Source organism: Salinispora goodfellowii (genome assembly GCF_059570675.1).
This window is the reverse complement of record NZ_JCANTD010000019.1, coordinates 75,698-101,425: the sequence shown is the minus strand read 5'-3', so window position 1 is coordinate 101,425 and position 25,728 is coordinate 75,698. Positions and strand designations below refer to the sequence as shown.

General features: G+C 66.6%; 21 protein-coding genes and 1 pseudogene. 5 read left to right on the top strand and 17 right to left on the bottom strand.

All coding sequences use genetic code 11. The features are described 5' to 3' along the window. From T398_RS17895 to amcA (T398_RS17865), 7 genes and pseudogenes are all read right to left on the bottom strand, one after another. Nucleotides 1–178: coenzyme F420-0:L-glutamate ligase (locus tag T398_RS17895; protein ID WP_496448372.1), on the bottom strand; the 178-nt coding region annotated here is incomplete at its 3' end. 94 nt (nucleotides 179–272) lie between these two features. Next, nucleotides 273–842 carry a kinase gene (locus T398_RS17890; RefSeq protein ID WP_496448353.1) on the bottom strand — a complete coding sequence of 190 codons (570 nt, stop codon included), beginning with the start codon at nucleotides 840–842 and terminating at the stop codon, nucleotides 273–275. 15 nt (nucleotides 843–857) lie between these two features. Next, nucleotides 858–1,520, bottom strand: a complete 663-nt coding sequence (locus T398_RS17885) for a pentapeptide repeat-containing protein (protein WP_496448352.1) — start codon at nucleotides 1,518–1,520, stop codon at nucleotides 858–860. A 67-nt stretch (nucleotides 1,521–1,587) separates the two neighbouring features. Next, nucleotides 1,588–1,770, bottom strand: coding sequence for a multiple cyclophane-containing RiPP AmcA (amcA, locus tag T398_RS17880; protein WP_496448350.1), 183 nt, complete (start codon nucleotides 1,768–1,770; stop codon nucleotides 1,588–1,590). Further along, nucleotides 1,767–2,902 (bottom strand): annotated as a pseudogene (gene amcB / locus T398_RS17875) (cyclophane-forming radical SAM peptide maturase AmcB). Before amcB ends, amcA (T398_RS17880) begins: the two are co-directional and overlap by 4 nt. Beyond that, complete coding sequence (locus tag T398_RS17870; RefSeq protein ID WP_496448370.1) at nucleotides 2,899–3,246, bottom strand: hypothetical protein; 348 nt, start codon at nucleotides 3,244–3,246, stop codon at nucleotides 2,899–2,901. Before T398_RS17870 ends, amcB begins: the two are co-directional and overlap by 4 nt. Next, nucleotides 3,243–3,407 carry a multiple cyclophane-containing RiPP AmcA gene (amcA, locus tag T398_RS17865; RefSeq protein ID WP_496448348.1) on the bottom strand — a complete coding sequence of 55 codons (165 nt, stop codon included), beginning with the start codon at nucleotides 3,405–3,407 and terminating at the stop codon, nucleotides 3,243–3,245. Before amcA (T398_RS17865) ends, T398_RS17870 begins: the two co-directional genes overlap by 4 nt. A gap of 369 nt (nucleotides 3,408–3,776) precedes the next feature. On the opposite strand from amcA (T398_RS17865), the gene T398_RS17860 reads away from it, so the two are divergent. Further along, nucleotides 3,777–5,003 (top strand): helix-turn-helix domain-containing protein, encoded by a 1,227-nt coding sequence (locus T398_RS17860; RefSeq protein ID WP_496448346.1) that lies wholly within the window; start codon nucleotides 3,777–3,779, stop codon nucleotides 5,001–5,003. Nucleotides 5,004–5,009: 6 nt separating this feature from the next. On the opposite strand, the gene T398_RS17855 is transcribed toward T398_RS17860, so the two are convergent. The 5 genes from T398_RS17855 to T398_RS17835 form a co-directional block, all read right to left on the bottom strand. Continuing rightward, nucleotides 5,010–5,690 (bottom strand): YdcF family protein, encoded by a 681-nt coding sequence (locus T398_RS17855; RefSeq protein ID WP_496448345.1) that lies wholly within the window; start codon nucleotides 5,688–5,690, stop codon nucleotides 5,010–5,012. 98 nt (nucleotides 5,691–5,788) lie between these two features. Continuing rightward, nucleotides 5,789–5,986 (bottom strand): hypothetical protein, encoded by a 198-nt coding sequence (locus T398_RS17850; protein WP_496448343.1) that lies wholly within the window; start codon nucleotides 5,984–5,986, stop codon nucleotides 5,789–5,791. 299 nt (nucleotides 5,987–6,285) lie between these two features. Then, entirely contained in the window at nucleotides 6,286–7,464 is a 1,179-nt protein-coding gene (locus tag T398_RS17845; protein ID WP_496448341.1) for a DNA adenine methylase, read from the bottom strand. Between the two features lie 5 nt (nucleotides 7,465–7,469). Then, nucleotides 7,470–8,606 carry a hypothetical protein gene (locus T398_RS17840; RefSeq protein ID WP_496448339.1) on the bottom strand — a complete coding sequence of 379 codons (1,137 nt, stop codon included), beginning with the start codon at nucleotides 8,604–8,606 and terminating at the stop codon, nucleotides 7,470–7,472. Nucleotides 8,607–8,854: 248 nt separating this feature from the next. Further along, on the bottom strand, nucleotides 8,855–10,903 hold the full coding sequence (locus T398_RS17835) for a helicase HerA domain-containing protein (RefSeq protein WP_496448337.1): 2,049 nt from the start codon (nucleotides 10,901–10,903) through the stop codon (nucleotides 8,855–8,857). Nucleotides 10,904–11,214: 311 nt separating this feature from the next. Between T398_RS17835 and T398_RS17830 the strand changes: the two genes are divergently transcribed. Genes T398_RS17830 through T398_RS17820 form a run of 3 tightly spaced genes read left to right on the top strand, consistent with a single transcriptional unit; the run spans nucleotide 11,215 to nucleotide 18,248 of the window. Further along, a complete protein-coding gene (locus tag T398_RS17830; RefSeq protein WP_496448335.1) occupies nucleotides 11,215–12,327 on the top strand; it encodes a restriction endonuclease-related protein in 1,113 nt (370 codons plus the stop codon). Continuing rightward, nucleotides 12,324–15,668 (top strand): pPIWI_RE_Z domain-containing protein, encoded by a 3,345-nt coding sequence (locus T398_RS17825; protein WP_496448333.1) that lies wholly within the window; start codon nucleotides 12,324–12,326, stop codon nucleotides 15,666–15,668. The genes T398_RS17830 and T398_RS17825 overlap by 4 nt, the downstream gene beginning before the upstream one ends. Further along, the gene (locus T398_RS17820; protein ID WP_496448332.1) at nucleotides 15,669–18,248 is read left to right on the top strand and encodes a pPIWI_RE module domain-containing protein; all 2,580 of its coding nucleotides are present in this window, start codon (nucleotides 15,669–15,671) and stop codon (nucleotides 18,246–18,248) included. A gap of 74 nt (nucleotides 18,249–18,322) precedes the next feature. Here the strand turns inward: T398_RS17820 and T398_RS17815 are convergent, their stop codons facing one another. The 4 genes from T398_RS17815 to T398_RS17800 form a co-directional block, all read right to left on the bottom strand. Then, nucleotides 18,323–19,798 carry a tyrosine-type recombinase/integrase gene (locus T398_RS17815; protein ID WP_496448330.1) on the bottom strand — a complete coding sequence of 492 codons (1,476 nt, stop codon included), beginning with the start codon at nucleotides 19,796–19,798 and terminating at the stop codon, nucleotides 18,323–18,325. Next, nucleotides 19,795–20,205, bottom strand: coding sequence for a hypothetical protein (locus tag T398_RS17810; RefSeq protein WP_496448328.1), 411 nt, complete (start codon nucleotides 20,203–20,205; stop codon nucleotides 19,795–19,797). The genes T398_RS17815 and T398_RS17810 overlap by 4 nt, the downstream gene beginning before the upstream one ends. Then, on the bottom strand, nucleotides 20,180–21,097 hold the full coding sequence (locus tag T398_RS17805) for a DUF2637 domain-containing protein (protein ID WP_496448368.1): 918 nt from the start codon (nucleotides 21,095–21,097) through the stop codon (nucleotides 20,180–20,182). Before T398_RS17805 ends, T398_RS17810 begins: the two co-directional genes overlap by 26 nt. A gap of 216 nt (nucleotides 21,098–21,313) precedes the next feature. Then, nucleotides 21,314–22,195, bottom strand: coding sequence for a replication-relaxation family protein (locus T398_RS17800; RefSeq protein ID WP_496448326.1), 882 nt, complete (start codon nucleotides 22,193–22,195; stop codon nucleotides 21,314–21,316). A gap of 1,140 nt (nucleotides 22,196–23,335) precedes the next feature. Here T398_RS17800 and T398_RS17795 point away from each other — a divergent pair. Continuing rightward, nucleotides 23,336–23,992 carry an HAD family hydrolase gene (locus T398_RS17795; RefSeq protein WP_496448325.1) on the top strand — a complete coding sequence of 219 codons (657 nt, stop codon included), beginning with the start codon at nucleotides 23,336–23,338 and terminating at the stop codon, nucleotides 23,990–23,992. On the opposite strand, the gene T398_RS17790 is transcribed toward T398_RS17795, so the two are convergent. Then, entirely contained in the window at nucleotides 23,989–25,323 is a 1,335-nt protein-coding gene (locus T398_RS17790; protein ID WP_496448324.1) for a helix-turn-helix domain-containing protein, read from the bottom strand. The genes T398_RS17795 and T398_RS17790 overlap by 4 nt on opposite strands. Nucleotides 25,324–25,728: the final 405 nt, after the last annotated feature.

Below are 25,728 nucleotides of genomic sequence, written 5' to 3'. Positions count from 1 at the left end.
GTTTCTCCGCGACACTCACGGCCTTGGAAGCCACCACCACCACATCCCCCTCCTGCAACTCGATACCAGTACAGGCCAGGACGCCGATGATGGCGCCCGCCAGGTCCGCACCAGGCTGGAGCTCGGGAAAAGGTTCCAGCGCGAAAGCGGAGAAAGCGGAGGTCGGGACAGCGGTCATCGTCGGGCTCCTGCGGGAGTGAGGACAACAGGTGCACAGGCGGATGGGTCCGGCGGCGAGCCTCGCTGAACGGCGAAACCCTCGGCCGGCAGTGCTATGGGAACGGGACGTTCGGAAGCAGGTCGTCGTCGCGTCCGGTCTGGGGAAGCCCGGCGGCAGCCGCGATGGCCTCGACGGCATCGTTCAGTCCCGTGGTTTCGGGCAGGACCAGTTCGCTCGGCCAGCCCAGTACGTCATGGGGGGTGTACAAGCCGCTCATGTGCGCGGCGGTGAACTCACTGACCTGCGGACGCGTGAGATGACGGCGCAGCGTCTCGGGCAGGGACACGTCGAGATAGCAGAACAGCGACCGGCCGCGGTGGCCGTCCCGCAGGGCCGTCAGCATGCTGCGGTAGCGGCTGGCGTGCATGATGCCCTCCAGCACCACGTGATAGCCGTGGTCCAGGGCGAACCGAACGGTCTGCCCAATCAGGGCAGGTGCCGCGCCGCCGGGCTTGTCCCGCTCGCGCAGCAGGATGCGGCGCAGGTAGTCCTGCTCGACCAGGGCACAGCCCCGGCCGTGCCGGCGACGTAGCTCCCGGGCGACGCTGCTCTTACCCGAGCCGGAGTTACCCCGCACGCAAACAAGGATCGTGGCCGGGCTGCCAGTGGCTTCAGCGACCACGATGCCTCCCTGGCTTCAGTCGTTGCGGACGGTCAGCTTGACGGCGGCGATGGCCAGCCGGGTGACGTCAGGAAGTTGGTCCTCGCCGAGGGTGACGCCGCGCAGGTTGTCCAACGGCGTCGTGAGCCCGTGGAGGCGGCTGCCCCGCAGGTCGGCCCCGTCGAGATGGCAGGAGTCCAACTCCAGACCGGCGAGGTCACAAGACCGCAGCGCGATACGCGGCAGCCGACAGGAAGACCACGCGCCGTTGCTGAGAGTGCAGTCGGTGAACGCCACCGACCCGGCGGCGGCGACCCGGTGGAACGTGGCGTAGTCAAAGCGGCAGCCGTCGAACAGGACATCCTTGAGACGTACGTCGGTGAACCTGGTGCCGGTGAACCGGGAACCGGTGATCGCGCACCGTTCGATGGTGGTGCCGGTCAGGGTCGCTCCGGAGAAATCGGTGCGGGTGATCTCGCAGCCGTAGAGGCTGCCGCCTTCCCAGGTGCTCTCGCTCAGGTCCACACCGGTGATCAGACTGCTGCGAATGCGGGCGTCCGCAAGGTTCAAGCCGCGCCACGCTGCGCCCTCGACCAATGCCTCGGTGAGGCCCCCGTCCAGGTCCGTCGTGGTGTCGAGGTCGTCCGGATCGAGGTCCGGCAGCAGGACCTTCACGTCGCCGATCGCGGTGGTACGCATGTGTCCCTCAACCTGTGTGGGCGCGGGGTGGGCACGCCACCCCCGCACATTTCCCGTGGTGGTGGGGCTACTTCTTCTTGTTCCAGTTGTCCCAGCCGGGTCGACTGTCAAACTTACCCTTGTTGTCCCAGGTGGGACGGTTGTCGAACGTCGCCGCGTCGATTGACGCTATCGACCGCTGGGGGTCGACGCCGAGGCGGGCGAGTTGCTCGGGTGCGGCGTTGACGAGGGTCGCGAGTGTGTTGGTCATGACGCTCCTCCTTGAGGGGTGAGCTGGTCCGCGGCGGCGCGAACGAGGCCTGGCGGGTGGTCCGGCAGTAGGTCGTTTCTCGGGCGGTGAACGTCGCGTGCTCGAAGTAGCGGTTACCGGCCTGAGCGCCCCGGCAGAAGTCGTAGAAGGCGCAGTGGTCGGCGCAGTCGTTGAGGGCTGTTACGAACTCGGCGACGTAGTCCAGGTCGCTGGCGCGGGCGAGCATGGCGGTGATGGGTTGCTGGAGGACGTTGCCGGCGATGAAGTCGCCGTATCGCGGCTCGGTGATGCCGAGCAGTTCCGGTGACAGCAGCACTACCTGTCCGTCCCAGGAGACGGTCGGGATCGGCTCGTACGGGCCGTGGTCGACGCGCCCGGAGCGGGTGGCGGCAAGGTAGTCGGCCAGCCGGTCCACGTCGCGGATCCGCAGCGGGCTGCCACCGACGCGACGTGCGATGAGGCGCTGCCAGAACCGGTACGCGGCATCCTCCGACACCGGTGCCCGGTCAGCGCCCTCCTGCTCTTCGATGTTGAAGCCCACCGACTCGCAGCCGGGAAGGCCGGTGAAGAAGTCGACGAGGGCTTCCGCGTGGTCGATGGTTTCCAGGGTGACCACACAGATCACCGAGTACCCCAGCCCCGCGTCGGCCAGGGTCTGCATGCCACGCAGGGTCCGGGCGTCCGTCGGGTTGCCGGCCCGGTCGAGGCGGTTACGGTTCAACGCGCCCGGTCCGTCGATGCTGACCCCCACCTCGAACCCGTAGGTGGTAAACAGCTCGCACCACTGGCGGTTGATCAGCGTGCCGTTGGTCTGAATCTCGTGACGCACCATCCCCGCGCGCCGCAGCTCCTCGAAGGGGGCCAGCAGGCCCCGGAACAGCCCTATGGGTGTGGCGGTGGGTTCACCCCCGTGCCACACGACACTCACGGGATGACCGCTGTTCTGCTGGGCGATCGACTCGGCACAGGCCCGCGCGACCGCGCCGCTCATCAGGCGCAGGGATCTCCGGTCGGGCAGGTAGCAGTAGGTGCAGTCGAGGTTGCAAAAGCTCGTTGGCTGCACGGCCAGGGTGTGGAAGCTGCCGGCGATCGCCGGCTGGCCGGTGGCGTTGATGAGGCCGATGCCGTTCACGAGGTGGCCCCCTCGATGCTGACGGCCGTGGTGGTACTGAAGCGGTAGGCGGGAGTGTGGCGGGCGGGCCAGCCGAGGAACCGATGGAACATCTCGGCGGCGCTGCCCGTGACGCTCGGGTTGAGCCGGTGTAGGTCGTCGATCGCGCCATGTAGGCAGCCGGCCAGGTAGAGGAACAGGCTCACTGGAGCGTCCCGGTACTCGGCCAGGAGCGCGAGCTTCGCTGCGCCGCAGGGCCACGGCTGCCCGCATCGGCGGCACAGCCACAGCGGGCGCATCGGCAGATGTTCCACCTCGGCCGGCGCGAGCCGGATCGCCGCGAGACGGCGCTGCTGCCCGGTCACCGGCGGCCGCACTCGCGGGCTTGCTGCTCGAAGAGCCGACGCCACACGAAGGTGAGCAGCGGCGGGTCAGCGGGCCAGACCTGCCCCGGCGAGGCCGTCCACCCGCGCTCGGGGCGCCGGGACTGGCCGGCCATGGCGTTACGCGAGACGTAGACCGTCATGCCGACACCCCCACCAGGGACGATGAGCGGCGGGCTCGCCGGGGGAATGGTGAGCCCGCCGCCGCACCGCGGCGGCTGGGAGCAGACCGCCGATCACCCACCCGCGCAGCCCTCATGGCGGTACGCAGGCGGGGAAAACGCCGAGACAGTTCGCTCCCGGACGGCCCGAGCCGGCTGCCCCAGCCGTGGTGTGGTGCCCCGCTCATCGATCCCTCCATCTGCAGCTCCCTGCCAGCGATCCCGTCACGGGCATCGACATGCGCCGGTGATCTGGGGTGAACTGAACGTAGGGGCGGACTGTACGGAGGACCGGGAAAATCCGTACCGGGTCCGACGGGCTTCAGCGGGCAGGGTGATGGTGTGCGAGGGATGACGGACGACATGACGATCGGCCAGCGCGTCGCCTTCTACCGGCGTCGGCGAGGGCTCTCCCAGGAGGTGCTGGCCGGTCTGGTCGGCAAGACGCAGGAGTGGTTACGCAAGGTCGAAACGAATCGGGCCGACCTGGACCGGCTGTCGGTCATACGCACGATCGCCAAGGCCCTCGACGTGTCCCTCGGCGACCTGATCGGTGCGCCGAGCCTGTTCGAGTGGTCGGACGACTCAGGGCGCGAGACGATCCCGGCCTTGCGGGCCGCGCTTCACGACTATCGTCACCTCGCGCCGGCGCTGGCCAGCACGGGAGACGTCGCGGCCCTCGCCCTGCGCAAGATCGAGAACGACGTCGCCGAGATCTGGACCGCCTACCAGCACTCCCGGTACGGCACCCTCGCCCGCCGGCTGCCCTACCTCATCCACGACTGCCTCACCGCCACGGAGGCGTACGACGGAGACAACGGCCAGCGCGCGCATGCGATGACCGCCTACGCCCACCAGCTCGCCGCGTTGTTCCTCACCAAGCTCGGCGAAGGCGACCTCGCGTGGACCGCCGCGAGCCGAGGGCTGGCCGCCGCCAACGCCAGCCACGACAATGTCGTCATCGGCTCACTCAGCCGCTCCGCCGCGCACTCGCTGGCGTCCATCGGTGAGTACGCCCAAGCCCGAGGCCTCGCCGCCACGGCAGCGCAGTTCCTGGAACCACGGCTCGCCAAGCCGACTCCGCAGCTGCTGTCGGTCTACGGTAGCCTGCACCTCGTCTGCGCGCTGGCCGCCGCCCGAGACGACGACCGCGCCTCGGCCGACACCCACATCACCGAGGCCGACGCCGCCGCACGACGGCTTGGTGCCGACGGCAACCACGTGTGGACCGCGTTCGGGCCGACCAACGTGTCGATCCACAAGACGACCGTAGCGATGGAACTCGGCGACGTGCAACGCGCCATCGCCATCGGCGCCCCACTCGACACCAGCACCGTGCCCGTCGAGCGGCAGGTTCGGCACACCATCGAAACCGCCCGAGCCCTCGCCCGGTGGAACCGCATCGACGACGCGCTCGCCGCGCTTTTGGACGCCGAGGTCATCGGCCCCGACCAGGTGCGCTACCACCGGCTCTCCCGCGACCTCGTCCGGGACATCCTCACCCGCCCCCGGCCACCGCGACTGGCCGTCGAACTCAGCGAACGGATGGGCGTCCGGTCGGGAGGGCCGCGCTGGTAGCTGGGCTCAGACCAACCGGCTCGTGTAGCCAGCCGCCACCAGGCGCTCGAAGGCCGCCCGTACCTCGTCCGGCATCTCCTGCGGGATCGCGAACCCGCGCTCCGCGTACACCTCGATCCGCTGCGTGTCGCCCACCAGCATGTCCACCACCCGCCGCCGGTCGCCGATGCTGCTCATGTAGTCGTCCAAATCGAGCGGGTTCGACGCGCACACCACATCGACCTCCGGCCACATCAACCTGCAGGTGGCGTAGGCCCGACGCTGCTGGTACGGCCGCGACATGATCAGCACCGACTTCACCGGGATCCGGTGTTCGGTCAGGAGCTGACGCGAGTACTCCAGGTTCTGAGCGGTGTTCATGGCACGCGGCTCCACAAGAATCGCTTCCCCGGGTACGCCCTGCTCAACGGCGTACTCGCGATAGTGCACCGCTTCCCCACGCGGGAACCGCTCGACGGTCGTCGGGGCGTTCGCGCCAGTGAACACGATCCTTGGGAACAGGCCCTCGCGGAACAAGCGCGTCGCGATGACAGCCACGCCGAGGTCATGACTGCCCAACCCGATCCCCACGTCGCACGGACGCAACTCATGACGCATGTCGTGGTAGCGCCAGAGCGTCTCCACGTCCGCCCGAATAGCGTCGGGAACCGCCTCGGCAGCAGCTGCCGCACGCCGGTCCATCAGCACCTACCAGGCCGGTCCGCGCTGGGCTCCCTCACGCCGCCAGCGTAGGGGTAGCAGGACAGCACGACACCGCTGACTCCAGCACCACACCGCCGACCTCCTCAGACCAGGAGGTTGACGACGGCCAGGGCGATCGTGAGGTCCAACGGCTCCCGAGCACCCACCGAGCGACCGACCACACCGGCGTACGCGAAAAGGCCCTGACCGGCACAGAAGTACCAGGTCAGGGCCTTGCTCGTTGGTGCGCCGCCAGGGACTCGAACCCCGAACCCGCGGATTAAGAGCCGGCGTTGATCCATGCTTCGCAGTCCCCACGACTCTCATCGGTCCATGCACCGGCCGGTTTCGGCTGGTGCTACCGGACGCACGTACCGCACGATCCACCCGCCGCCGGGCCTGTCCACGGCGACCGAGCACCCGCTGAGCACCCGCTGACGCAATGCCTCGATCTTTAGCCCTTAGGCCGCGGCTACTACATTGAGAGACCCAATAGCCTCGTTGTCTGTTACGGTCGGAAGCTTCGAGAGGCTGATGACTTGAGCTGACGTTGGCAGGGTGAGTCTTAGCAGAATTGGCCACGCATTGAGTGACCCGCAGATCAGCCAGGCGCCTGGGCGAGTAATCTGTCGTTTGTTGGCACTGTTGCCGGTGGAAGCGTGGTGAGCAAGAGTTCCTGTGCCGGACCACGTCCGGTTCGCGAGGAGGCGGTGTAGTTCAATGTCACCATGCGCTTGCTGATTCGCCAAGCCTTGACACCGTTCAGCTCACGGCTGGCCCTCGAGGGGCGCATTGCCCTTGCTGCATACAACGCGTCCTCCGTGAGCAGGCGCTCGTCATAGTCGTACGACAAGATCCAGCGGTACTGCATCTCTTGCCGCAGGTACTCGGCCAGGTTGCGATGCTGGAGCATGCCCATCCAGTCGAGATCCTTACCCGCCTGCGCTGCCTGACCATCATACGAAGCCCGATAGAGCTTGCCCGACTTCGAGAGGTAAGGCGGGTCGAGGTACGCAACCACACGGTCGGGAAGCAGCGTCTTATAGTGCGAGGCGACGCCGTGAAGCGTGGTCTTCCAGTCCGATCGCCAGACGTCGGCGATCCTCCTCGTGTCGTAAAGGTGACCAACGTATTCGAGCCGCTCGACTAAGCTCTTGAGGTTAAATCGGCACCCAATGCCGTACGCCGAGATTTGCGCGCGACCGCCGATAGGGCCTGCCTGCCCATGGAGGATGCCTGAGAAGGTGGTTCGGTTCAGGAACAGGCACTTGGTGGCGAGTTCGAGGTCCTCAGTCGAACGGCTGGTGCCAGGAGACGCCTTCCAGTCGCGCCAGTAGTCCCAACGTGCCAGTGCTGTTGCCCCGCCTGCAGCGACGTATGTCACATGCTCGTCGGCAATCCGCTCCACAAGCTCCTGCGTACGAGAGGCCGCCACCTGCCAGAAAGCCGCCACGATCGGATCTGCATCCGCAAGTAGCGCCCGCTCGACGATGCCTGCACCAACCAGCCTGAGAGTGGTCGACGCGCCACCAGCGAAAGGCTCCACCAGGAGGTCGACTCTCCTGACTCGAGCGGACCGCTGAGAGGCTGCAATCAGCTCGCCGATTACATTCGATAGACCGCTCTTGGCACCCGGATAGCGCAGGGGACTCTGGTAGCGGCCTGTGGCCAGGGTATGCGCGACCTGTGCAGGCGTTCGGTCGATCTTGCGCGGCGTCGTTCCCACTGGAACCAGAATCTCCGTACGCGCCGACTCCTGCTCGCGTAGGGTGCCTGTCACGGTGATCATGATACCAGTCCCGCACTGCGGGCCGTTCCATCGAAGCCAAGTCGCTTGCTGGCCACCAGCCGCAGCACGTCAGTGCCGATGCCAATGGGAAACGCCGCCTTTCCATGCGCGGCAGCCACGGGGATAACCCCGTCGATGTACATGGAGGAACCCGTCCGGTCGATAACGTCGAGAATTGGGGGAAGCGTCGGGTAGTTCTTTGGGGCGGACTGTCCCCCGTTCGCGTCGTACGGCGCGCCTGACGGTGGCATGACCGTTGGGACCACCACCCGTCCGTCCAGCGCCCGATATACAAATTTCCGCCCCCAGTAGGTTTCCTTGCCGTAGGCACGCGCATTCGTCGCGTTGGTGACGCGAGCGATGATCTGCTCATCACAAACAAGAAGGTCGCCAGGGGTTAGCACATTATGGCGAGCCAACTGACGTGCGTAGTCGACCATGGCACCCGACTTCTCGATACCACAGACAAAGGGACCGACGCCCGGCGTGGTCGTAGCCATCGCTTGGAAGTAGTCGAGGGCACGGCCTCGCAACTTGGCCGGAGGCCCGTACACGGCAAGAGGCCCATCGACAATGAACAGAGTAGTAGGCAGTATCTCCTGACGAGACTGCTCCCACAGAAGGGTAGCCAGCCCGACGAGCACAAGGAGTTCGACAACCGACATGAGCCGACCGAGGGCAGACTGGTTACTTCCTTCCTCACCCACTTCCTCGTGGATGCGCAGGACGTCGGTAGGAAATAGACAACTTCCGCATTGATCGCAAGCGACTCCACCCCGCGGGACTCGAACGTCCTTGCGACAGTCTTCACTCGGGCAGTTCACGGGCACCGTTGACGCAGGCACGCCCGGCTTCCCATGTAAGAGGAAGAGCAGTTCGAGCAATGTCTGATTCAGACGATTGACTTCCACCTTCTTCGTACGAAAGAGCTGGTCGATCGCCTCTCGCCACGAGGTCGCGATGTCGACACCCTCTCGGGTGTAGGCGCCAACGACCGGAAGGTCGAGCGTCACAAGCGCCGTGTTGACGGCTCTTGCGATCTCGTAGGGATCGACAAACCGCTGCGCCTTCTGCGCTTCAAGGATACTGAGGTCGAGATACGCCGCCGCAGCCTGCGCAAACCCATACAGCACGGACGGCAATCCGTCCCGCACTCGCTCAACAACGTACGACCCATCGACAGCGAGGGCAGAGGACAGCGACGATGCTGAGGAATTGAGGTCGCCTCGGGGTCGGACTCGCTTCCGGATTTCCTCGACATCGCGCAGCACCTCGACTGGGACGTGGAACGTACGTTGATCGGCGATGGCACGGACTGCGGCGGTTGAGTGCCCGAGGCGCGAGGCGAGTTCGCGCGTTCCACCGACTGTCTCGTATGACATCAGCCAACCGACCCATCACCGTTCGGAGTCAACGGAGGATCTCCCGCAGACCTGCGGGCTTCATTGACGAGTTCCGGGTCGTAGCGATCGATCTGCACCGGAACGATGTATGGCGACGACAGGGTCTTGACCCTTACGTAGCCGCGGTCCTCAGACGCGATGATGGCATCGGAGAACGAGCCGAAGTCATAGAATTGGGCGAGTTCGCGAACTTCCTTAGTGTTGTTCAGATGCGCAACAACCCAGTTGGCGGTGTTGGCCTTTACCTGGTGCGCTACGCCTGAAACTTCCTGGGTTGCGTATGTCATGCCGAGATTCAACTTGCTCGCCTCCTTGGCAAGCTTGACCCAGATGTCTCGGTCATCCTTATAACGGTCCGACGAGAACAGGTTGTGGGCCTCTTCGAGCATCACCTGAATGGCTGGAGGCTCCTGCCCTGCCGTGAAGACAGAGGTCTGGCGCTCAAGTAGCCGGGCGGTTATCGATTCGCTCAAGGCCTTGGTTATCGCACTCGCGCCGACATGAAGATCGACGATGACAATACGCCCTTGAACGAGTTCGTCGTAAATTTCGATTGCGGGATCATTCAGTGTCAGGGGGCTATGGAATGGCCGCAGCGGGTTGAGGTTCTTCCAACCGCGAACGTTGCGGTTCTGACTCTTAGTCGTGAAGATCGGCTCCACGCTCGTCCATCGGACATTCTTCGTGAAGTCCACGGCGTAGGCGTCGCCCGCCTCGCGAAGCTTCACGATTGCATCTACGACGGCCTCCACGTCCGAGGCACCCACAGTCACCATATTAGCCGTCGACCCCACTTTGACGAACGGACTATGGGGAAGCTTGTCGGTGATCACCCGTTGGAACTCGGTCTTTATGTTGATAAGAGCTCGAAAGCCAGGCGGCACTTCGAAGCCTGCCCGCATGAGCGCTCCGTAGAGAACGAGTCTTGCGCGCTGCGCGTGCGTGGTAGCGGACCGGTCGCTTGGGACATCCGCGTAGGACGCCCCCGCGAAATCCTTTACGTAGCCCGCTTCGTCAGTACTAAGCTCACCGGAAATGAGGCTCTGGACCGCGTCTATCTGGTTTTCCGAGTAGAAGTTGATTGAGAGAGGCTTCACGTGAGACTGCGATCCATCCGCACCAAACTTGAAGATTCGGACGTGCTTCTCACCGATAGCCGCGATCTCGGTGCCGTCTTGGGTGTTCGGGTTCGCGTACTCGCCCTGCGGGTCAAAGATCAACTGACCCACAGGGCGTTTACCAGCAGAGCGCTGACGCTCCGAGATAGCGAAGGTGCGGGCAACGATGATCTTCGCAGTGTTCGACTTACCCATCCGGGTCATGCCTAGGAGCGCAGTCTTGTGACCGATGAAGTCACGGATGTTGACTTCAACAGTAGCTGCGGCCTGCTTCGATGCCTTCGCCCGGCGACGAGTCGCGGAGTACCGTACCGCACCGATACGGACGCGTTCTACGGGACGGCCGGTCGGCTTCAGGTATGACGCGATTGCCGAAAGCCCATCGCCGACTGGCTTCAGTACTCGATATGTGGATGTGGCGTAAAAGTTGTCGACATCGGCACCGAACTCGAGGACTTTCTGGCCTTCGACGTCATCTTCGTAAAAAGTGCCGAGAATTCTACAGCGCAGCCCGGTGAAGGAGACGCGATTCTTCGTGAACGGATCCATATCCACGTCGAGCACGACGGACGGCGATGGGCTCTGGCTACTCGAGAGGGCGGCACGAAGGGACTCCTCGCGAACAGCATGGAGGTCACTATCCATCGAGAGTGGCGATGTTCCCTCAACACGCAGCAGCAAGACTTCATCGTCATCGACCTGCGGGGTGTTGATATCCTGGGCCGTGGCGAGTAGGAATGAATGCTGGGGTATGCCACCCGCGTCGAACTTCCAGCGGTCATGCGTAAGAACGATCGCCTCGGTGTAGTCGATCCGGTAGATCGCACCGATCCGAGTTGATCGGTCCTCAGCCAGCAGCTTCGAGTTCAGCAACGAACCTGCGCCTACGCCAGGAATAAGATTGGTCATGCGGCTCCTCTGCCCAATCGAAGTTCCTAGCCTAGTCATCTGCAGCCATCCACGGTAGACCCTGGTGGTCGGCGATTTCGGTGCCCGCATGCGACTGGGTGCACAGGTACGGGTAGCGGCCCGGCCGGCGGTGGACGCGGTGTAGCCAACGCGGGATCACGGAGCCATCAGTAGCGGTGGTGCTGGCCATGAGGCCGCTTGTCGGCGATCCTCGATGCTGCGCTCCGTGGCCGAAGGGGTGCGCATCCGAGACCAGTCGGGCTGGCGCAGACGCCTTGGGCCTACGTCGTCCTCTGACAGAAGGTGCATGCATGATCGACACGTCAGCAGCTCCGACGTGGCTGCCCGGCCCGCAGATTGCGGTTGCACAACTCGCCAGCGGAATTCTCGAGTACGCACAGCAGACCGCATCGGGTGACGCGTTCCGGCTGCCGTACCCGGTGAACCTGCAGCTCGCGCTGGACCGACTGACCCTGCTCGCCTGGCATCAGGACGCGCCCGTGCCGGCCAGCGTGGTAGAGCTACTCCAGCTTGCGCAGGAGCCGTTCGGCGACTGGAAGATCGACCTCACCGGCACCGACGTTGACCCAGATGAGTCGCTGCTCATCTATGGCCGCCCGACGGCAGCCTGTGAGGAACTCGGCAGCCTCCGTGGGAATGTCGAAGGCGAGATCCGCGAGAACGCGCTGTTGCGGGCGGTGATGGACAAGACCCGGGCCCACAACGCACCGCAGTCCTACGTCGCGTTCCGCGAGCTCCTGATCCGACAGCCGGCGATCGCGGCGATGGAGCTCGACGCGCGGCTGACCGATCCTGACCTGGCGCTGCTGTCAGATGAGGTGCGTCAGGCATATGTGGAGGCGCCGCCGGAAGCGATGGCTGACGGCGTGATTCGGACCTGCGGCGGATGCGCCGGTCTTCGGTTGCCACTCGATGATGACCGGACCTGGGTCTGCGAGGACGAGACCTGCCCGGCACCCGGAACGGCCGGGGCGGACCACCTCGCCAGCGAGGGCGTGTGGTGGTTGCGGCGTGAGCTGCGCACCTTCATCACGGCACCGGGTCGTGCAGAGCTGCGAATCGTCGACGCGATCGGGAAGCTCGGCGCCTCGGTGGCGTTGTGGCCCGACTTCGACGCATGCGACATCGCGGTCTTCGCGGAACGACCTTGGGTCGCCGATATCAAGGCCTGGCGCAACCCGGTACGGCTGGCCCGACGACTGCGTGAGCGGCTTTTCACCGTGTCGCCGGAGGCGGAGAGGGCCTACGTCGTCATCGGCCAAGAGCAGGTCAAGGCACATCCGCGATACGTGGCACGGCTGCGGAATGCCTGTCCCCAGGTACGTCCGGGCCAGCGAATCGTGGCGGTCTCCGAGACGGCGTTCATCGATGCCGTGAAGCAGCGGGTGGAGGCCGAGGCATGAGGCAGATCAACACCATCCGCAACCGCTTTACCCGCGCACTCCGCGGCCACTACACCCCGGCTGGCGAGCAGCCTTCACCCTCACGGCTGATGGACACCGAACTATGCCTGTATCTGCTGGAAACAGTCGCCGCCGATCAAGCCGCCAGCGGAGTGCCCGCGTTGCTCGACGGCTACCGGGCACTGTGGGACGCGGTCCCCCGCCCACCAGCCGACGCGGTGGTGCGGCTCGCCAACGCGCGATCCCTGCTGTGGCGCAGCCAACGCCCCTACGGGTGGGACGAGTTACTGCGGGCTTACCGGTCAGCTCCTGAAGCAGTCCGGGGTTACCACCTGGACCCGCTCGGCCGACCGGTACGGCGGCAGTGCAGCGTGGCGGCGAACCGATGGGACTGGTACGAGCAGCTACTCACTGAGCCCCTGCCCTTCGCCACCACCCGCGTCCGGTTCGCCGCACCCGGCCGGTACCGCATGAGTTCTACAGCTCGTGGTCACGGCGTGACGGTACCGGACAACCTTCCACCCGCGCCGGCGCCGGCTCTGCATGACCTGGCCGTCCGGGCCCGGGCACCGATCGAGGTCACCTGGCAGGAGTTGGTGGCGACCGCTCAAGGTATGGACGCCACCGATCTGGAGGCCGGACGTTCCTCCCACCGATGGGAGGAGCGCCTGCTGGACGTCACGCTACAGGTCCGGCTCGCCAACAATACCTTCGGCGACACCACGACCCTTCGCATCGACCGGATCCTGCACATGGTCGGCATGGTTAGTGTCGGCAAGAGCACCCTCGTAACGATTCTGGCGGCCTGGGCAGCGCAACATGGCCTCCGGGTGACGATCGTGGTCGGCGACAACTCAGCAGCACTACGCATGGCGCACGAGCTGTCCTGGTATGACGGCGTGGTGGCGGCACCGGTCATGGGGCAGAACCGAACCCGGCATGCGGAACGGCTCCATCGGCTCCAACCGCCTGCGCCTGGCCGGCTTCTGCCCTCCGATCCGTACGGGTTCGACCTGGTCAGTACGGCCTGCCCACTCGATGCTGTCCGGGGCACCCCCATCCCCCTAGAGGTGCGCGAGGCGCCCTGTCAGCACCTGATCGAGACGGATCCGGACGCCCCGGTGGATGGCTGGCGTGACGGAGTCCGGCGCACCTGTCCCCTGTGGTACCGCTGCCAGCGGCATGAGGCCGCGCGTCGACTGGTCACGGCGAACGTGTGGATCGCGACGCCGTGGAGTCTTGTGCACACCCCCGTGCCTGGGCCGTTGAGGCACGAGCAGATGCGGTACCTGGAGGCGGCGTGGCGGCGCAGTGACCTGATCCTGGTCGACGAGGCCGACCAGGTGCAGGCAAACCTCGATGAGATGTTCGCCAGTGCCCAGGTGCTGCTTGGGCCGAGCCAGGAAGCGTGGATCGACGAGATTGGGGCGCGGGTGGCGGAGAAGCTGCGGGCAACCGGCCGTGCGCCGGTCAGTTCCCGACAGATCCGCCGGTTTACGACGGCTCTGAACCAGGCCCGCTCCGCAGCCGACATCATCTACCAGTTGCTGCAGAGAGACCGGGTCCGGGCCGGCCGGCCAGTGTTGAACTGGCTCGACCCCGACTACTTCACCGCTTGGACTCTCTTCAACAGCCTTGCTCAGAACTGGGCCGGCTACACCTATGCGAAGGGGCGCAAACCAGACCCTGGATGGGACAACGATGAGCTCTACAAGCTGCTGCGCGAGCAGTTCAACGCGTTCATTGACGACCCGACCGGGGCATCCGGCGAGGTTGCGAAAGGTCTGGCTAATTTGGCTGAGGCGCAACTGTCAGACACCGAGGAAGAGACGAGGGAGGACACCGTCCGGCAGTGGCTGACCGAGCTGAGCGATCGAGAGCTGGTCGAAGGCAGGAAGATCGCACCCGCAGAGCTCGACCGCAACGTGTGGCGGCTGGAGTTGGCCATCGCCGTAGCCGTGATGGCACACCGACTCAACCTGATGCTCGCCATCTGGCCCGAAGTCGCGGCCGAGCTGGATATGTTCGACACGCTTCCGGCGGAGGTACGCCGTCCGCCCAGCGACCTCGCCGTCGCGGCACCCGAGTCCCCGATGGGCAACGTGCTGGGCTTCCAGTACGTCGAGGACGAGACCGACCGCCGTGATGGCCAGCTGGGCGAGTTCCGATTTTTCCGCTACACGGGCGTAGGGCGGGCCCTGTTGGTTGGCCTGCCCTACCTATTTCCCGCCGATGGGCCGGGCCCGAACGTACTGCTGTTGTCTGGGACCAGTTGGGCCGGAACCTCGCCTCGCTACCACATTGATGTGCCGGTCGAGGCGATCCTGCGCCCGTCACCGCAAAAACTCGCCGCCATCTCCGAGACCACATTCGCTCTGGATATCCAACACCAAGGCGAACGGAGTACACCGATCTGGGTGTCCGGCCGCTACGGGGAGGAACGCGCGGCCGCCCTGCGGCAGATGGTCGCCGCTCTAACCCAGCCCGGCGCGGGTCCCGGGCGACGGAACCGCCTGGAGCGGGAGCGAGCCGACCTGCCGCCCGGCCGACAGAAGATCATGCTGCTGGTCGGCAGTTACGCCGAGGCCCGCACCGTCACCAATGAGCTGCTTCGGCGCAAATCCTCCTGGGAGGGGCAGGTGCGCTGCCTCATCGGCGACGACGAGTTGGAAACCGGCTGGGACGACGGCCACTTGCTACGCCGCGGCGATGTCGCGGACTTTGGCACCGACAGTGCGTGGCTGCTAGTCGCCCCCATCCTGGCCGTCGAGCGCGGGCACAACATCCTCAACAACGACGGCGTGGCCGCCATCGGCGCCGCGTTCTTCCTGGTACGTCCTCACCCGCGGCCGAAGGATCTCAGCTACGTCACTCAGCGGATCAATCAATACGCCCTCGAACAACTACGCCCGCACCCGCTTGGGGGCGACTGCCCGGCGCACGAACGCCTCGTAGGTGCTGGCAGCCAGCGACGCCGAGCCGCGCAGCGCCAGTGGCGGCGGTTGCTGCACGCCCTGGTCGCATACAGCCAGCTCGGCACGGACGAACGCCAACGTGTGGCCTGGACCCAACTCGTGACCGTCTGGCAGGTCGTGGGCCGGCTCCTACGCGGCGGCCAAGCCGCGAAGGTCTACTTCTGCGACGCCGCCTTCGCACCGGTCACTGCGCGCAGGAGCGACACCGACACTGACCTCGACGATGCCAGCACCAGCCTGCTGCACGGCATGCGCGAAGTGCTCACCCCGTACTTCGAGCCCAACGGCGTCAACACCGATCGGCACCTGGTCCAGGCGCTCTACCAGCCCCTGTACCGCGCCCTGACCAACATGGGAGACCGCTGAATGGCACCCCGCTACGACAACCTCGCTGTCACTGTCATGCGTCTCGATCCCGCAGCCCCGATCGAGCGTGCCTACTACCTCATGCGGTTCCCTGGCCGCTGGAAGGAGCCGCTGCGCCGGCTCGCCCAGGCGCAGCGCGGTGGCGACGTCACCAGCATCCCAATCGCCTCGCTCAACGACGCAATCACCGCCCTCGTTCCCGACTGCGTCGTCACGCTTCCGTACGCCGGACGTGGCGACGACGACCAGGACTGGCTGCTCGCATACCGCGCGGTAAACCCGGCAGCCATCTTCAACCTGGTCGCGGCGTGGGTACGCGCGCAGAAGGGCACGCCGGAGCAGGTCTCCCTGGCCCTGTCCGAGCTGCACGCCAGCCACCTCACTTGGTCGCCGGTTCACCTCAACCTGACCGCTCCGGAAGAACGGCAGCGCGCCAGGCGCCTGCTCCCGATGGAGATCGCGGCGACGTTGTCCCGCCCGGACGCAACGTGCCCGCATAACGAGTTGCGGTTCCTGCGCTGCCCAAGCGCCGACGGCGCAGAAATCATGTCCTGGCCGCCGGAGCGAATCGAGGATCAGACCCCGTTCTCGGTCAAGATCGGGGTCAGCGTGCAGACCCTGCCCACCAGTGATGAGCTGCTGGTCTATCTGTCGTACGGCGTGCGGCGCTGGATGCCTGTGCGGGGCAAGCTCGCCTTCGACCACGGCCACTCGGTGTACCTAGCGCCGACCGTGCCGTACCTGGCCGGCCTAAAGAACTCTCGTCACTTCGGCACGGCTCGGATCAGGCAGGTCAAGGTGGCTGAGAGGGACGGCTCGAGCAGCTACGGGCCACGCTGGCACGACGCCCTCGCGAGCATACTGAAGGAAGCCGGTTGTCTCGGTCGCCTGCCCGACCCGCAGCAGCTAGTGGACAAGCCACTCGACTACCTGCAGCGCCACGGCGACGCAGCTGCGCTGGTCTACAGCACAGGCATGCTGTCGGCTGAAAAGGTTAGCGCCGGGCTGTCGGTCGCCGATCGCCAGCCGCTGATGGACTGGGTCATCAACGCACTCACCCCATACCTCCGTCCGGCCGCGGCGCTCCCCCGCGAAAAGTGCACTGTATACAAGGGGCTTGGCGGCATCAGCGAATGCCAGGTTTCGGCCACCTATCTCGGTGAGATCTTCGGGCCACGCCTGGACATCGAGCTGCTCACCGACACCGACCGGGCCACGCAGTACGCCCTCGACCGGCTCGCCAGCCGTCTCGGTGTCCCGATGCCCCGTGCCGAGCAGCTCGACGAGGCCGGGGCCCACATCGACCTTGGCGCGGTGACCGTCGGGATTCGGCGGCTGGCGGCACCGACGATTCGCGCCGACCTCGACCGGGGCGGACGCCGGCCCCAGGCTGCGGTGGAGGCTCGCATCGAGCACATCGCCGACGCACTTGGCCAAGCGGCAAACCCGACAATCGCCCTGGTCGAGATCGCCCACCCCGACGCCTATCAGGGCCGGCGACGCGGCGACGATCCCAAATTCGCGATCCGGCACGGCCTGCTGCGGACGGGACGGCTCAGCCAATTCGTCACCCCGGTTGCCGAGCCGAAGCGTCCCCCTCGTTCCCGTGAGGGCAGGGAGCCCTCTGACCCGAACCGAGAGCGGTTCGCCGCAGCCGTCGATGATCTGTTCCGGCAGCTCGGCGTACGCCCCGAACCGCTCCCTGAGCCGGCGCGAGATACCCTACTCCGGCAGCCTGCCCTCCTGGCCGTCTGGATGATTCGCCAGAACAAGGGACGCGTCTGGGGGCTCGCGCGACAGGTCCCGGTCGCCGTGCTTGTAGACCCCACCGGTCAGCATGTGCAAGTCCGTGCGCCCAAGGTGCCCTGGCAGCCTCTGCACACCGGGCTTGTGGAGATCGGTAAGCAGTACGTCAACGTAGACCTCAAGTGCGGCCCCGACGACGTGGTCCGGTTCGCCAAGGACGTCGTCGATGAGGCCACCAGCGCTTTCCCCGACACCCTGCTGCTCACCCATGCGCAGAACCTGCGCGGCGTCTGGAACACCCTCACGAACGGCCGCATCCAGCTCGACAGCCTTGGCTTCGGCGCCACTGAACCTCAGCCGATCAGCAAGTTGCCCGGCCTGCGTCATGTACGCGTTCGCACCGCTGAAGGCTGCGAGACGCCGGAATGCTACGGCGTGACCGACGACGACACAGGACAGCCCAAGGGCTTATGGAGCTTCCTGGTCCCTCGGGTGTACGGCAGCACTACGGGCAAGCCCAGCACGCACTCCGGGGCGTTGAAGGGCGTGTCGAAGCTGATCCCCGGCGAGCACAACGGCAAGCTCACTGCCCCGAAGCCGAAGGCGCAGGTATGGAACCCGCAGTTTATCGAGCTGCTCGTGGCGGGAATCCAGGACGGCGACCAGCCCGAGCACTGGGCGACGCTGGCACACGAGCTGCGAGATGCAGCACCGTACGTCCGGGGCACCACCGTCCTACCGTGGCCGCTGCACCTCGCGGAACAGATCGAGGAATACCTCCTGCCAACCAAGATCGCTAACCTCGATTTGCAAGAGGTTCTCGGGGACGAGTAGCAGACGTGGCCTCCCTGGATTCTCTGAGGTGGGGGAGGCCACCACCGCGAGCATCTGCCGCTCGGCCCGACTGCCTATGCCGATCGCGCTCCGCTGCCATGCCGCCGGGGTACGACAGATGCGGTGGCTTCGGCAGCAGCGTGTGACAGCTCGGGTAAGACATCCCCGTAGAACTTGGCGGTGAAGTGTGGGCTGGAGTGGCGGAGCCGGTTGGAGATGACCTTCATCTGGACGCCGGCGGCGAGGCCCATGGTGGCGGCGCCGTGGCGGAGGTCGTGGAGGCGGATGGGTGGTAGCCCGGCTTGGGTGGCGAGGTGGTGAAAGTGGTCGGTGACGTCGGCGGGGTGGAGGCGCTCACCGGTCGGGGTGGTGAACACCAGCCCTGTCCTGGTCCAGGCGACGCCCGCCGCTAGGCGTTCACGGTGTTGCCGGGCGCGGTGGTCGCGCAGTACCGCGACGGTATCGGTGTCGAGGGCGACGGTGGCTTCGCTGTCGGTGGTCTTCGGGGTGTCGATGGCGGTTGCCCAGCCGTGTTGGACGAGTTGCCAGCGGACGGTGAGGGTGGCGGCGTCGAGGTCGAGGTCGTCCCAGTGCAGGCCGCAGGCTTCCCCTCGGCGGAGGCCGGTGAAGGTGATGAGGTGGTAGAGAGCGTAGAGCCGGTCGTTGGCGCCGTGGGTGTGGTCGAGGAATCGGCCGGTGTGTTCGGGTGTCCAGATCATGACGGGGCTGGGTGGCTTGCCGGTGTCACGCCAGGTGCGGATGCGTTGGTCGGTCCAGATGGTGGGCCTGGGTGGTCGGGCGGTGGGTAGTTCGATCATGAGGGCGGGGTTGGTGTCGAGGTAGCGGTGGCGGCGCATCGCGTCGTTGAGGGCCTTGCGGAGGGTGGCGTGGATGACGTGCAGGGTCCGGTTGCCGACGATTCGCTGGTTCTTGACTTGGGCGCGTTTGGCGGGGTCGCGGCTGGCGCGCAGGGTGGCGATGGTGGTGTTGCGTGCGGCGATGGCGTCGTACATGGCGTCGATGTGGCCGGGGCGGAGCCGGTCGATGCGTAGGTGGCCGAGGTGCGGGATCAGGTACAGCCGGATGTGTCCTTCGTAGGAGCGCAGGGTTCCTGCCTTGATGTTCTTGCGTCCGGCGAGCCAGTCGGTCAGGTACGCCTCCATCGTCGGTAGTTCGGCGGGGGTGATGTCCAGGTGCAGCGCCCGCCGGACCTGGTCCGGGTTGGGAACGGGCGTGCCGGCTTTCACCGCGGCCTCGATGAGGTCACCGGTCTTGATGGTGGAGTGCGGATCGGTGGGGTCAGGGACAGCGAGCGCGGCCCGGATGCGGTCCAGTACGGCGTCGGCGTCGGCCTGGGTGGTGTAGGGGCCGTGGCGTAGTGGGCGGCGGGTGGCGTCGGCGCGGGCGGGGATTTCGATCTGCCAGTGCCAGTGGCCGTGGGTGCGGGACCAGCCACCGCCGGGCCGGCGAAGCTGGGGACAGGAGCGTCCCAGCCTGCGGCCCGTGACGCTGTCGCGGCAGCCGCAGCGTTTGAAGGTCGATCCCTTCACTCGTCGTCTCCTGGATGCTCGGTTTGGTGCCGCCAGCGGCGCCGGGTGGAATCCGCTGGTGGCGGGGTCGTTGCATCCACGCTCACCTTCGCGTCGGCATCAAGTCGTCGGTGGTCATCGGTTGAAGCGGGGTTCCCGACCAGCAGGAGTTGGAGGAGGCCGGCGACCGGGACGATGATGCGGCTGCCTGCCCGGATCAGCGGTACGGGCAATTGGTCGGTTGCCGCGAGCCGGTACGCCTGGGATCGACTGATCCCGAGCACCGAGGCGGTGGTGGCGAGGGTGGTGGTGACGCCGAGGGCACGGATGCGCTCGATCGTCCACACCTCCCCGACGCCGGGCGCGGTGGTGGTGCTGTCGGTCGTGGTGTGGGTGATCTTGTCAGCGTGATTGGTGAGGCTGTTCATGATCAGGTTTCTCCTGGTTACGAGAGGGATAGCTGTGCGGTAGGAACGGATTGCTCCCGTCTGGGTCGACCGGCGCAGGGGTGGCAGCTTCGCCACCGTTGCGCCGCTCCGGTGACAGAGGCGATGGCGTCGGGTTGGTCGGCATGACCGGTTCCACGATCAGCTCGGGTGGTGCCGATGACTCGGCCTTGAGGGTCTTGAGGAGTTCGGATACTCGGGTGTTGGACACGGTGTGACCGGCAGCGCGCAGCGCTTCGGCGAGTTCAGCCCGGGTCAGTGCCTGCCCATTCGCGGCGAGCCGGTCCCGAACCTTGCGCGCCGCCGGCAGCAGCTCGCCAACATCGGCGGACGGCTGCGCGGACCGTCCCCGGTCCGCTCGCTGCCGGTTCCGTCCGCCATGTCGGCGGCGAGCATCCGGTGAGCGGACGGTCCGGGTCCTGGACCGCTCCCCCGCCGTGGTAGCGGTCCGGGTGGCCTCATCTGGTCCGCTGTCCGCAACGGTCCGCCCGGCCTCATCCGGTTGGTAGTCCACTACCGCCACGGCAGGGGCGGGCGTGGCGGCGCTGGTCCGGCCGAGGGCGATCTTGACCATGACGAGGAATCCGAGCGCGGGTACGGCGGCGGCGATCCACCCGATGATCGAGGGTTCGGCCTCGACGACCTGGGCTGCCAGGGACAGGGTGACGGCGCAGGCCAGCACGGTGGCGGGGAAGACGGTGGAGGTGTGGGCGCGTTTGCGGCGGCGCAGTTCCAGGCCGGAGGCGATGGACATCAGTTCCAGGACGATCGCGTCGGCCCAGGCCAGCCAACCGGGTTGGCCGTGCGCGGCGGCCACGTTATGCACGTGGGTGAAGCTGGCCGCCCCCGCTGCGCCGCCGATGGCCAGCATGATGACGACCTGGACGACGCCCTCGACGCGGCTATCGCGCGGACTGCCGTCCGGGGCAGGGACCGGCGCTGTCGTGGCCCATCACCTCCTCAACGATTGATGCCCTCACGGATCTGTCAGCACCGGCCGAACTGCTCACGACAGATCCGGGACAGACGCCGGCGGTTGCTGTGCGCTCCGCCGCGGAGGTACTGTCCACGGCCGTCGTGCTCTCGCCGATCACGCGGCCGCACCCGCCCGGCTGGATGCGTCAACGGCATACCCGGCCAGATCCGCCAGCCGCAGCCGCTGCCCTTCCCGACCGGCCACGGCCCACACCGCCTCTGCCGGGCCGAGGCCCGTCGTCGCGGCGTGGTCGCGGGCCCCGGTGGCGACCGCCAGCGCCACGTCGGCCAGCACGCGGCGTAGGTTGCGCTCCCGGGCGGCCGAGTGCAGCCAGAACAGCACCGGCCACGCCCGCCCGATCGTGCCGAACAGCTCCCGATAGCCGTCCACCTTGCCGGCCAGGATCGACAACTGCTCGGCGCCGGTGTCGTACTCGACGAAGAACGGCACCTCGACACCGCCATCGACCCACCGGCCGTAGCCGTCCGGGCGAACCCTCGGCTGATACGCCCGCACCAGCCCCGGATCCTGGCAGCTGGTGAACGTCCCGGCGCGCTGGCACACCATCTCCGGCAACCACTCGATCAACCCGGTGTCCGGATGAGTGCGGGCGTGGCCGGCCAGGTCAGTGAAGAAGCTGTTCACCCCGAGGCGGTGAGAGAGGCTGCGGGTGGAGGTCCAGCGTCGCCGTTCCACCCGGGCGTGGTCGCGCCGGGGTGGGCGTTCGTCGCGGCTGGCGGCGACGACCTCAGCGCCGAGTTGGTCGATGACGTAGTGGTACGGGTAGGAGCCGCCGTCGGCCCGTTGCGGTCGGAACCGAGCGACGAGGCGCAGCCGATACAGAGTCCGTAATCGGCGCTGGCAGAAATCAAGGGATGGGAACAGTGCCTGGGCGATCTGGAACGACGTCAGCACGCCGTGGTCGTAGAGCCAGCCCAGCAGGACCCGGTCACGATCGGTCAACTGCGACTGCACCCGCAGAACCGGATCATCCATCCACCATCACCTCCTCTCTGATACGTATGGCCTCCCCAGGGGGAGAGACCCGAGACCAGGACGGGTCTGTCGCAGCACAACCAGCCAGTGTTGACAGACGGGCTGACCTGCGGTGTGAGCGGGAAACGGGGGTCCGTTCGGGTGTCCGGCTGAAGACTGACCCCAACGGGGACGTCAACCCGGACCCCGCAACGGAGGTCAACACGGAATCTGTCACCGCCACCGGCAGAAAGCCGGAACGCGGTGAGACGCGATGCACAGAGAACACAAGAGCTCCTTGATCGAAAGAATGGGGCGTCGACTGCCGTGACGCCATAGGTGTGCGCCGCAGCAGCCGCCGGGCGCGGAAGACGACGGCAAGGCGCACTGTGGAGTTGTCAATGAACACGCCAACCGGCACACCGGCCGACCCGAGGCACGGATCAGGGCAGCAACAAGCCGACACGACCACCAGTAAGGTGGTCGCGGCAGCGGGAACAGCGGTCACAGTTGTGGAGGGCAGGGCGGGCGGCAGCGTGCCGCGCCGGCAGCGGGCTCGTCTCTCAGCCTTGGGACAGATACTCCGGGAACCGTCGACATCACGACGGCCCGGTGGGGCGTCGACTCAACCCGCCGGAGAAAGATCCTTCATGACGACTCCCCTGTCACTCGACACCATCGACAGCACGCCCACTCCCAAGCCTCCAACGACCGGCGACGCTCCCGAAGGAGCGCCACCACCCCGGCCGATCGAACACGGCGGGCAGACCGTCACGCGGTCGCGTTCGTATCAGTACGCCTCCGCCGGCAGCACCCTGTCAACCAACATCACCGGCAGTCGATCATGACTGTTCAGAACCCAGTAGGACGCGCTGGTACCCGTCAACCCGTACTGATATCCAGTGGTACAGATTCGCTGCCGAAAATGACAGAAAAATCTTGACCCACCCCGTTCAGCCATCTCACCTTGCGAGACAGCGCTCCCGCTAGCCGAGCGGGCCAGGGTTACAGGTCGCCGAGGACCCCATCGGTGAGTCGGACCGGCACGGCTTCCCGAACCGAGGCGTACCCGGTGCGGCCGAAGGGTCGGCACCGGCCCGCCGGGCGGCTCGGCTCGCGGTACACGTTGATCCTGATGGGAGCACCAGGCACAATCGCCAGGTGATCACGAGCGTATTCTTCGACGTGGGCGAGACCATCGTTGACGAGTCCCGGGAGTACGGCACCTGGGCGGACTGGCTCGGGGTGCCGCGCCACACCTTCTCGGCCGTCTTCGGGGCGACCATCGCTCGCGGCCTGGACTACCGGGAGACGTTCCAGGTCTTCCGACCGGGCTTCGACCTAACCGAGGAACGGGAACGCCGGACGGCGGCGGGCCAGCCCGAGTCCTTCACCGAGGAAGACCTCTACCCGGATGCGCGGCCGTGCCTGGCCGCGCTACGCGAGTCGGGGCTACAGGTCGGCCTCGCCGGCAACCAGACGGCGCGGGCGGAGACAATTTTGCGTGCCCTGGACCTACCGGTCGACGTGATCGGCACCTCGGACGGCTGGGGCGTGGAGAAGCCTTCCACCGCGTTCTTCGACCGCGTAATCACCGAGGCAGGATGCCCCGCTGACCAGGTGCTCTACGTCGGAGACCGGTTGGACAACGACATCCGGCCGGCGCAGGAGGCGGGTATCGCCACCGCCCTGGTCCGTCGCGGCCCATGGGGTTACATCCTCGGCGACAAGACGGTCAGCGACCGATGCAGGTTCCAGCTCGACTCGCTGGCCGAGCTGCCTGACCTCGTACGCAAGCACAACCAGTCGGCACGCTAACTACCCGGCAGCGCGGCCCGACTGGCAGTGAGGGCGGCAATGCGTTCGTCCAGCAGGATGCCGTGTCGACTGTCGTTGAGCGTGGGACGAACGGCTCGGACCCGGTCGAGGCCGACGCCGTACCAGTCGCTCTCCACGGCGTCGATAGCCTGGTTGAGGTAGTCGGCGGCCCGGTCGCCGTCGTCACCATGAGCGGTGGCGAGGTCGGCGAGTACGACGCTGCGCTGCTTGGCGCCGGTGGTGGTGAGCGCGGCGAGCGCCTGGTTGAGCTGGCCGGTGGCTTCGCTGTGGTCGCCGCAGGCGAGGGCCGCGTATCCAGCGAACGAGTGCAGGCGGCCGTTGTCGTAGAAGTCGAGCCATTCGGGCGGCGTGCCATCACCGTTGACCGCACCCGCGGCGAGGTCGATGTGACGACGGCTGGCGGCTGCGGCTCCGGCACGCGCCTCAACCTCTGATGCGACGCAGTGCAGCCAAGACCGGACCATGGGGCTGACGCCGTGCCAGGTGTGCTGGAGAGCAGCGTCAACCAGTGGCCGAGCGTTGCCCGGCTGGTGGCCGAAGGCAGGAACGAACGCCATGTGGCCAAGGACAGCGGCGGCCAGGGCGTGGTCGCCGGCCTCGCGGGTGGCGGCGAGGGCGACGTCGTAGCAGCGTTCGGCGATGGCGGGTTGGCTGAGGTCGAAGAAGGCGAGCCGGGCGGTGAGCAGCGCGGACTCCGCGAGAGCGGAGGCAAGACTGTTCCGGCTGCTACCGGTGGCAGCGCGGAGGAGCCCGATCCCGAGCTGGGTGTGGGCATAGGCGGCCTCGTAGAGCGGCCGGGCCGGGCTGGTCCAGTACAGCTCGCGTTGGCAGTTCACGATCTGCCGGTACGAGTCGGGGTCGACGGTCTTGCCGTCGGCGTGTGCGGCTTCCGGGTCGAGGGATAGCAGGGGTGCGACCAGGGGCAGCATGCTGGCGCCAACCAGGGCGCGTAGGACGGACCCACGGTCCCAACCGTTGCCGCTGTTCTCTCCAGTGAGCATGTCCCACAACCTCCTGAACTCGTGCAGTGTTTCCTCGTCCGGGCGTACGGCCAGCTCGTCGGGAGTGAGTAGGCCAAGGTCGCTGGCCGGCTTACCGAAGATCGCGACCAGATGTTTGCGGTACCGGGGGTCCGGCCGCCGCTCGCCGATCTCCCACCGCCGGACGGTGTTGGCGTTGAGCCCGGTGTCAGTCTCACCGGCGCAGCTCATCTCGATGCGGATGCGTTCGGCGACCTCCTCGTAGGACCAACCGCGTTGGAGTCTCTCCCACGCTAGCCGCCGGTTCGAGGGGTAGCGCCGTCCCGTCATCGCGCACCTCCGGACATCGCCTGTCGACATCGATCACGCTAGCCAGTCTGGCTACGGGTCGTCACCACCTGGTTGCGATTGGACGGGTGGTGGACGGTACCGGTCTGCCGCCATGGACGGTTCGCTATTGCCGAACATCGAAGCCTCCTGCTCCGGGCTGGCCTCGGTGATCGTCGACCAATCCCGTCAGCGGCAGGAGGTTCAAGGTGGACACGTCGCACCAATTCGACAAAGCGTCGCCCCGACCGGATCCGATCGCCTCGACGGTGGTCGGCTTCGGTGCCGTGAGGTTGACTCCGCGCCCGCGTACTGCCAACGAGGCTGCGCAGGCGAGTGACCGGCGAGATTCCTCCACTCGCCGCCTCCCGGTGGCGGGCCCGTCCGGCTCCCGACGGGCCCGCCACA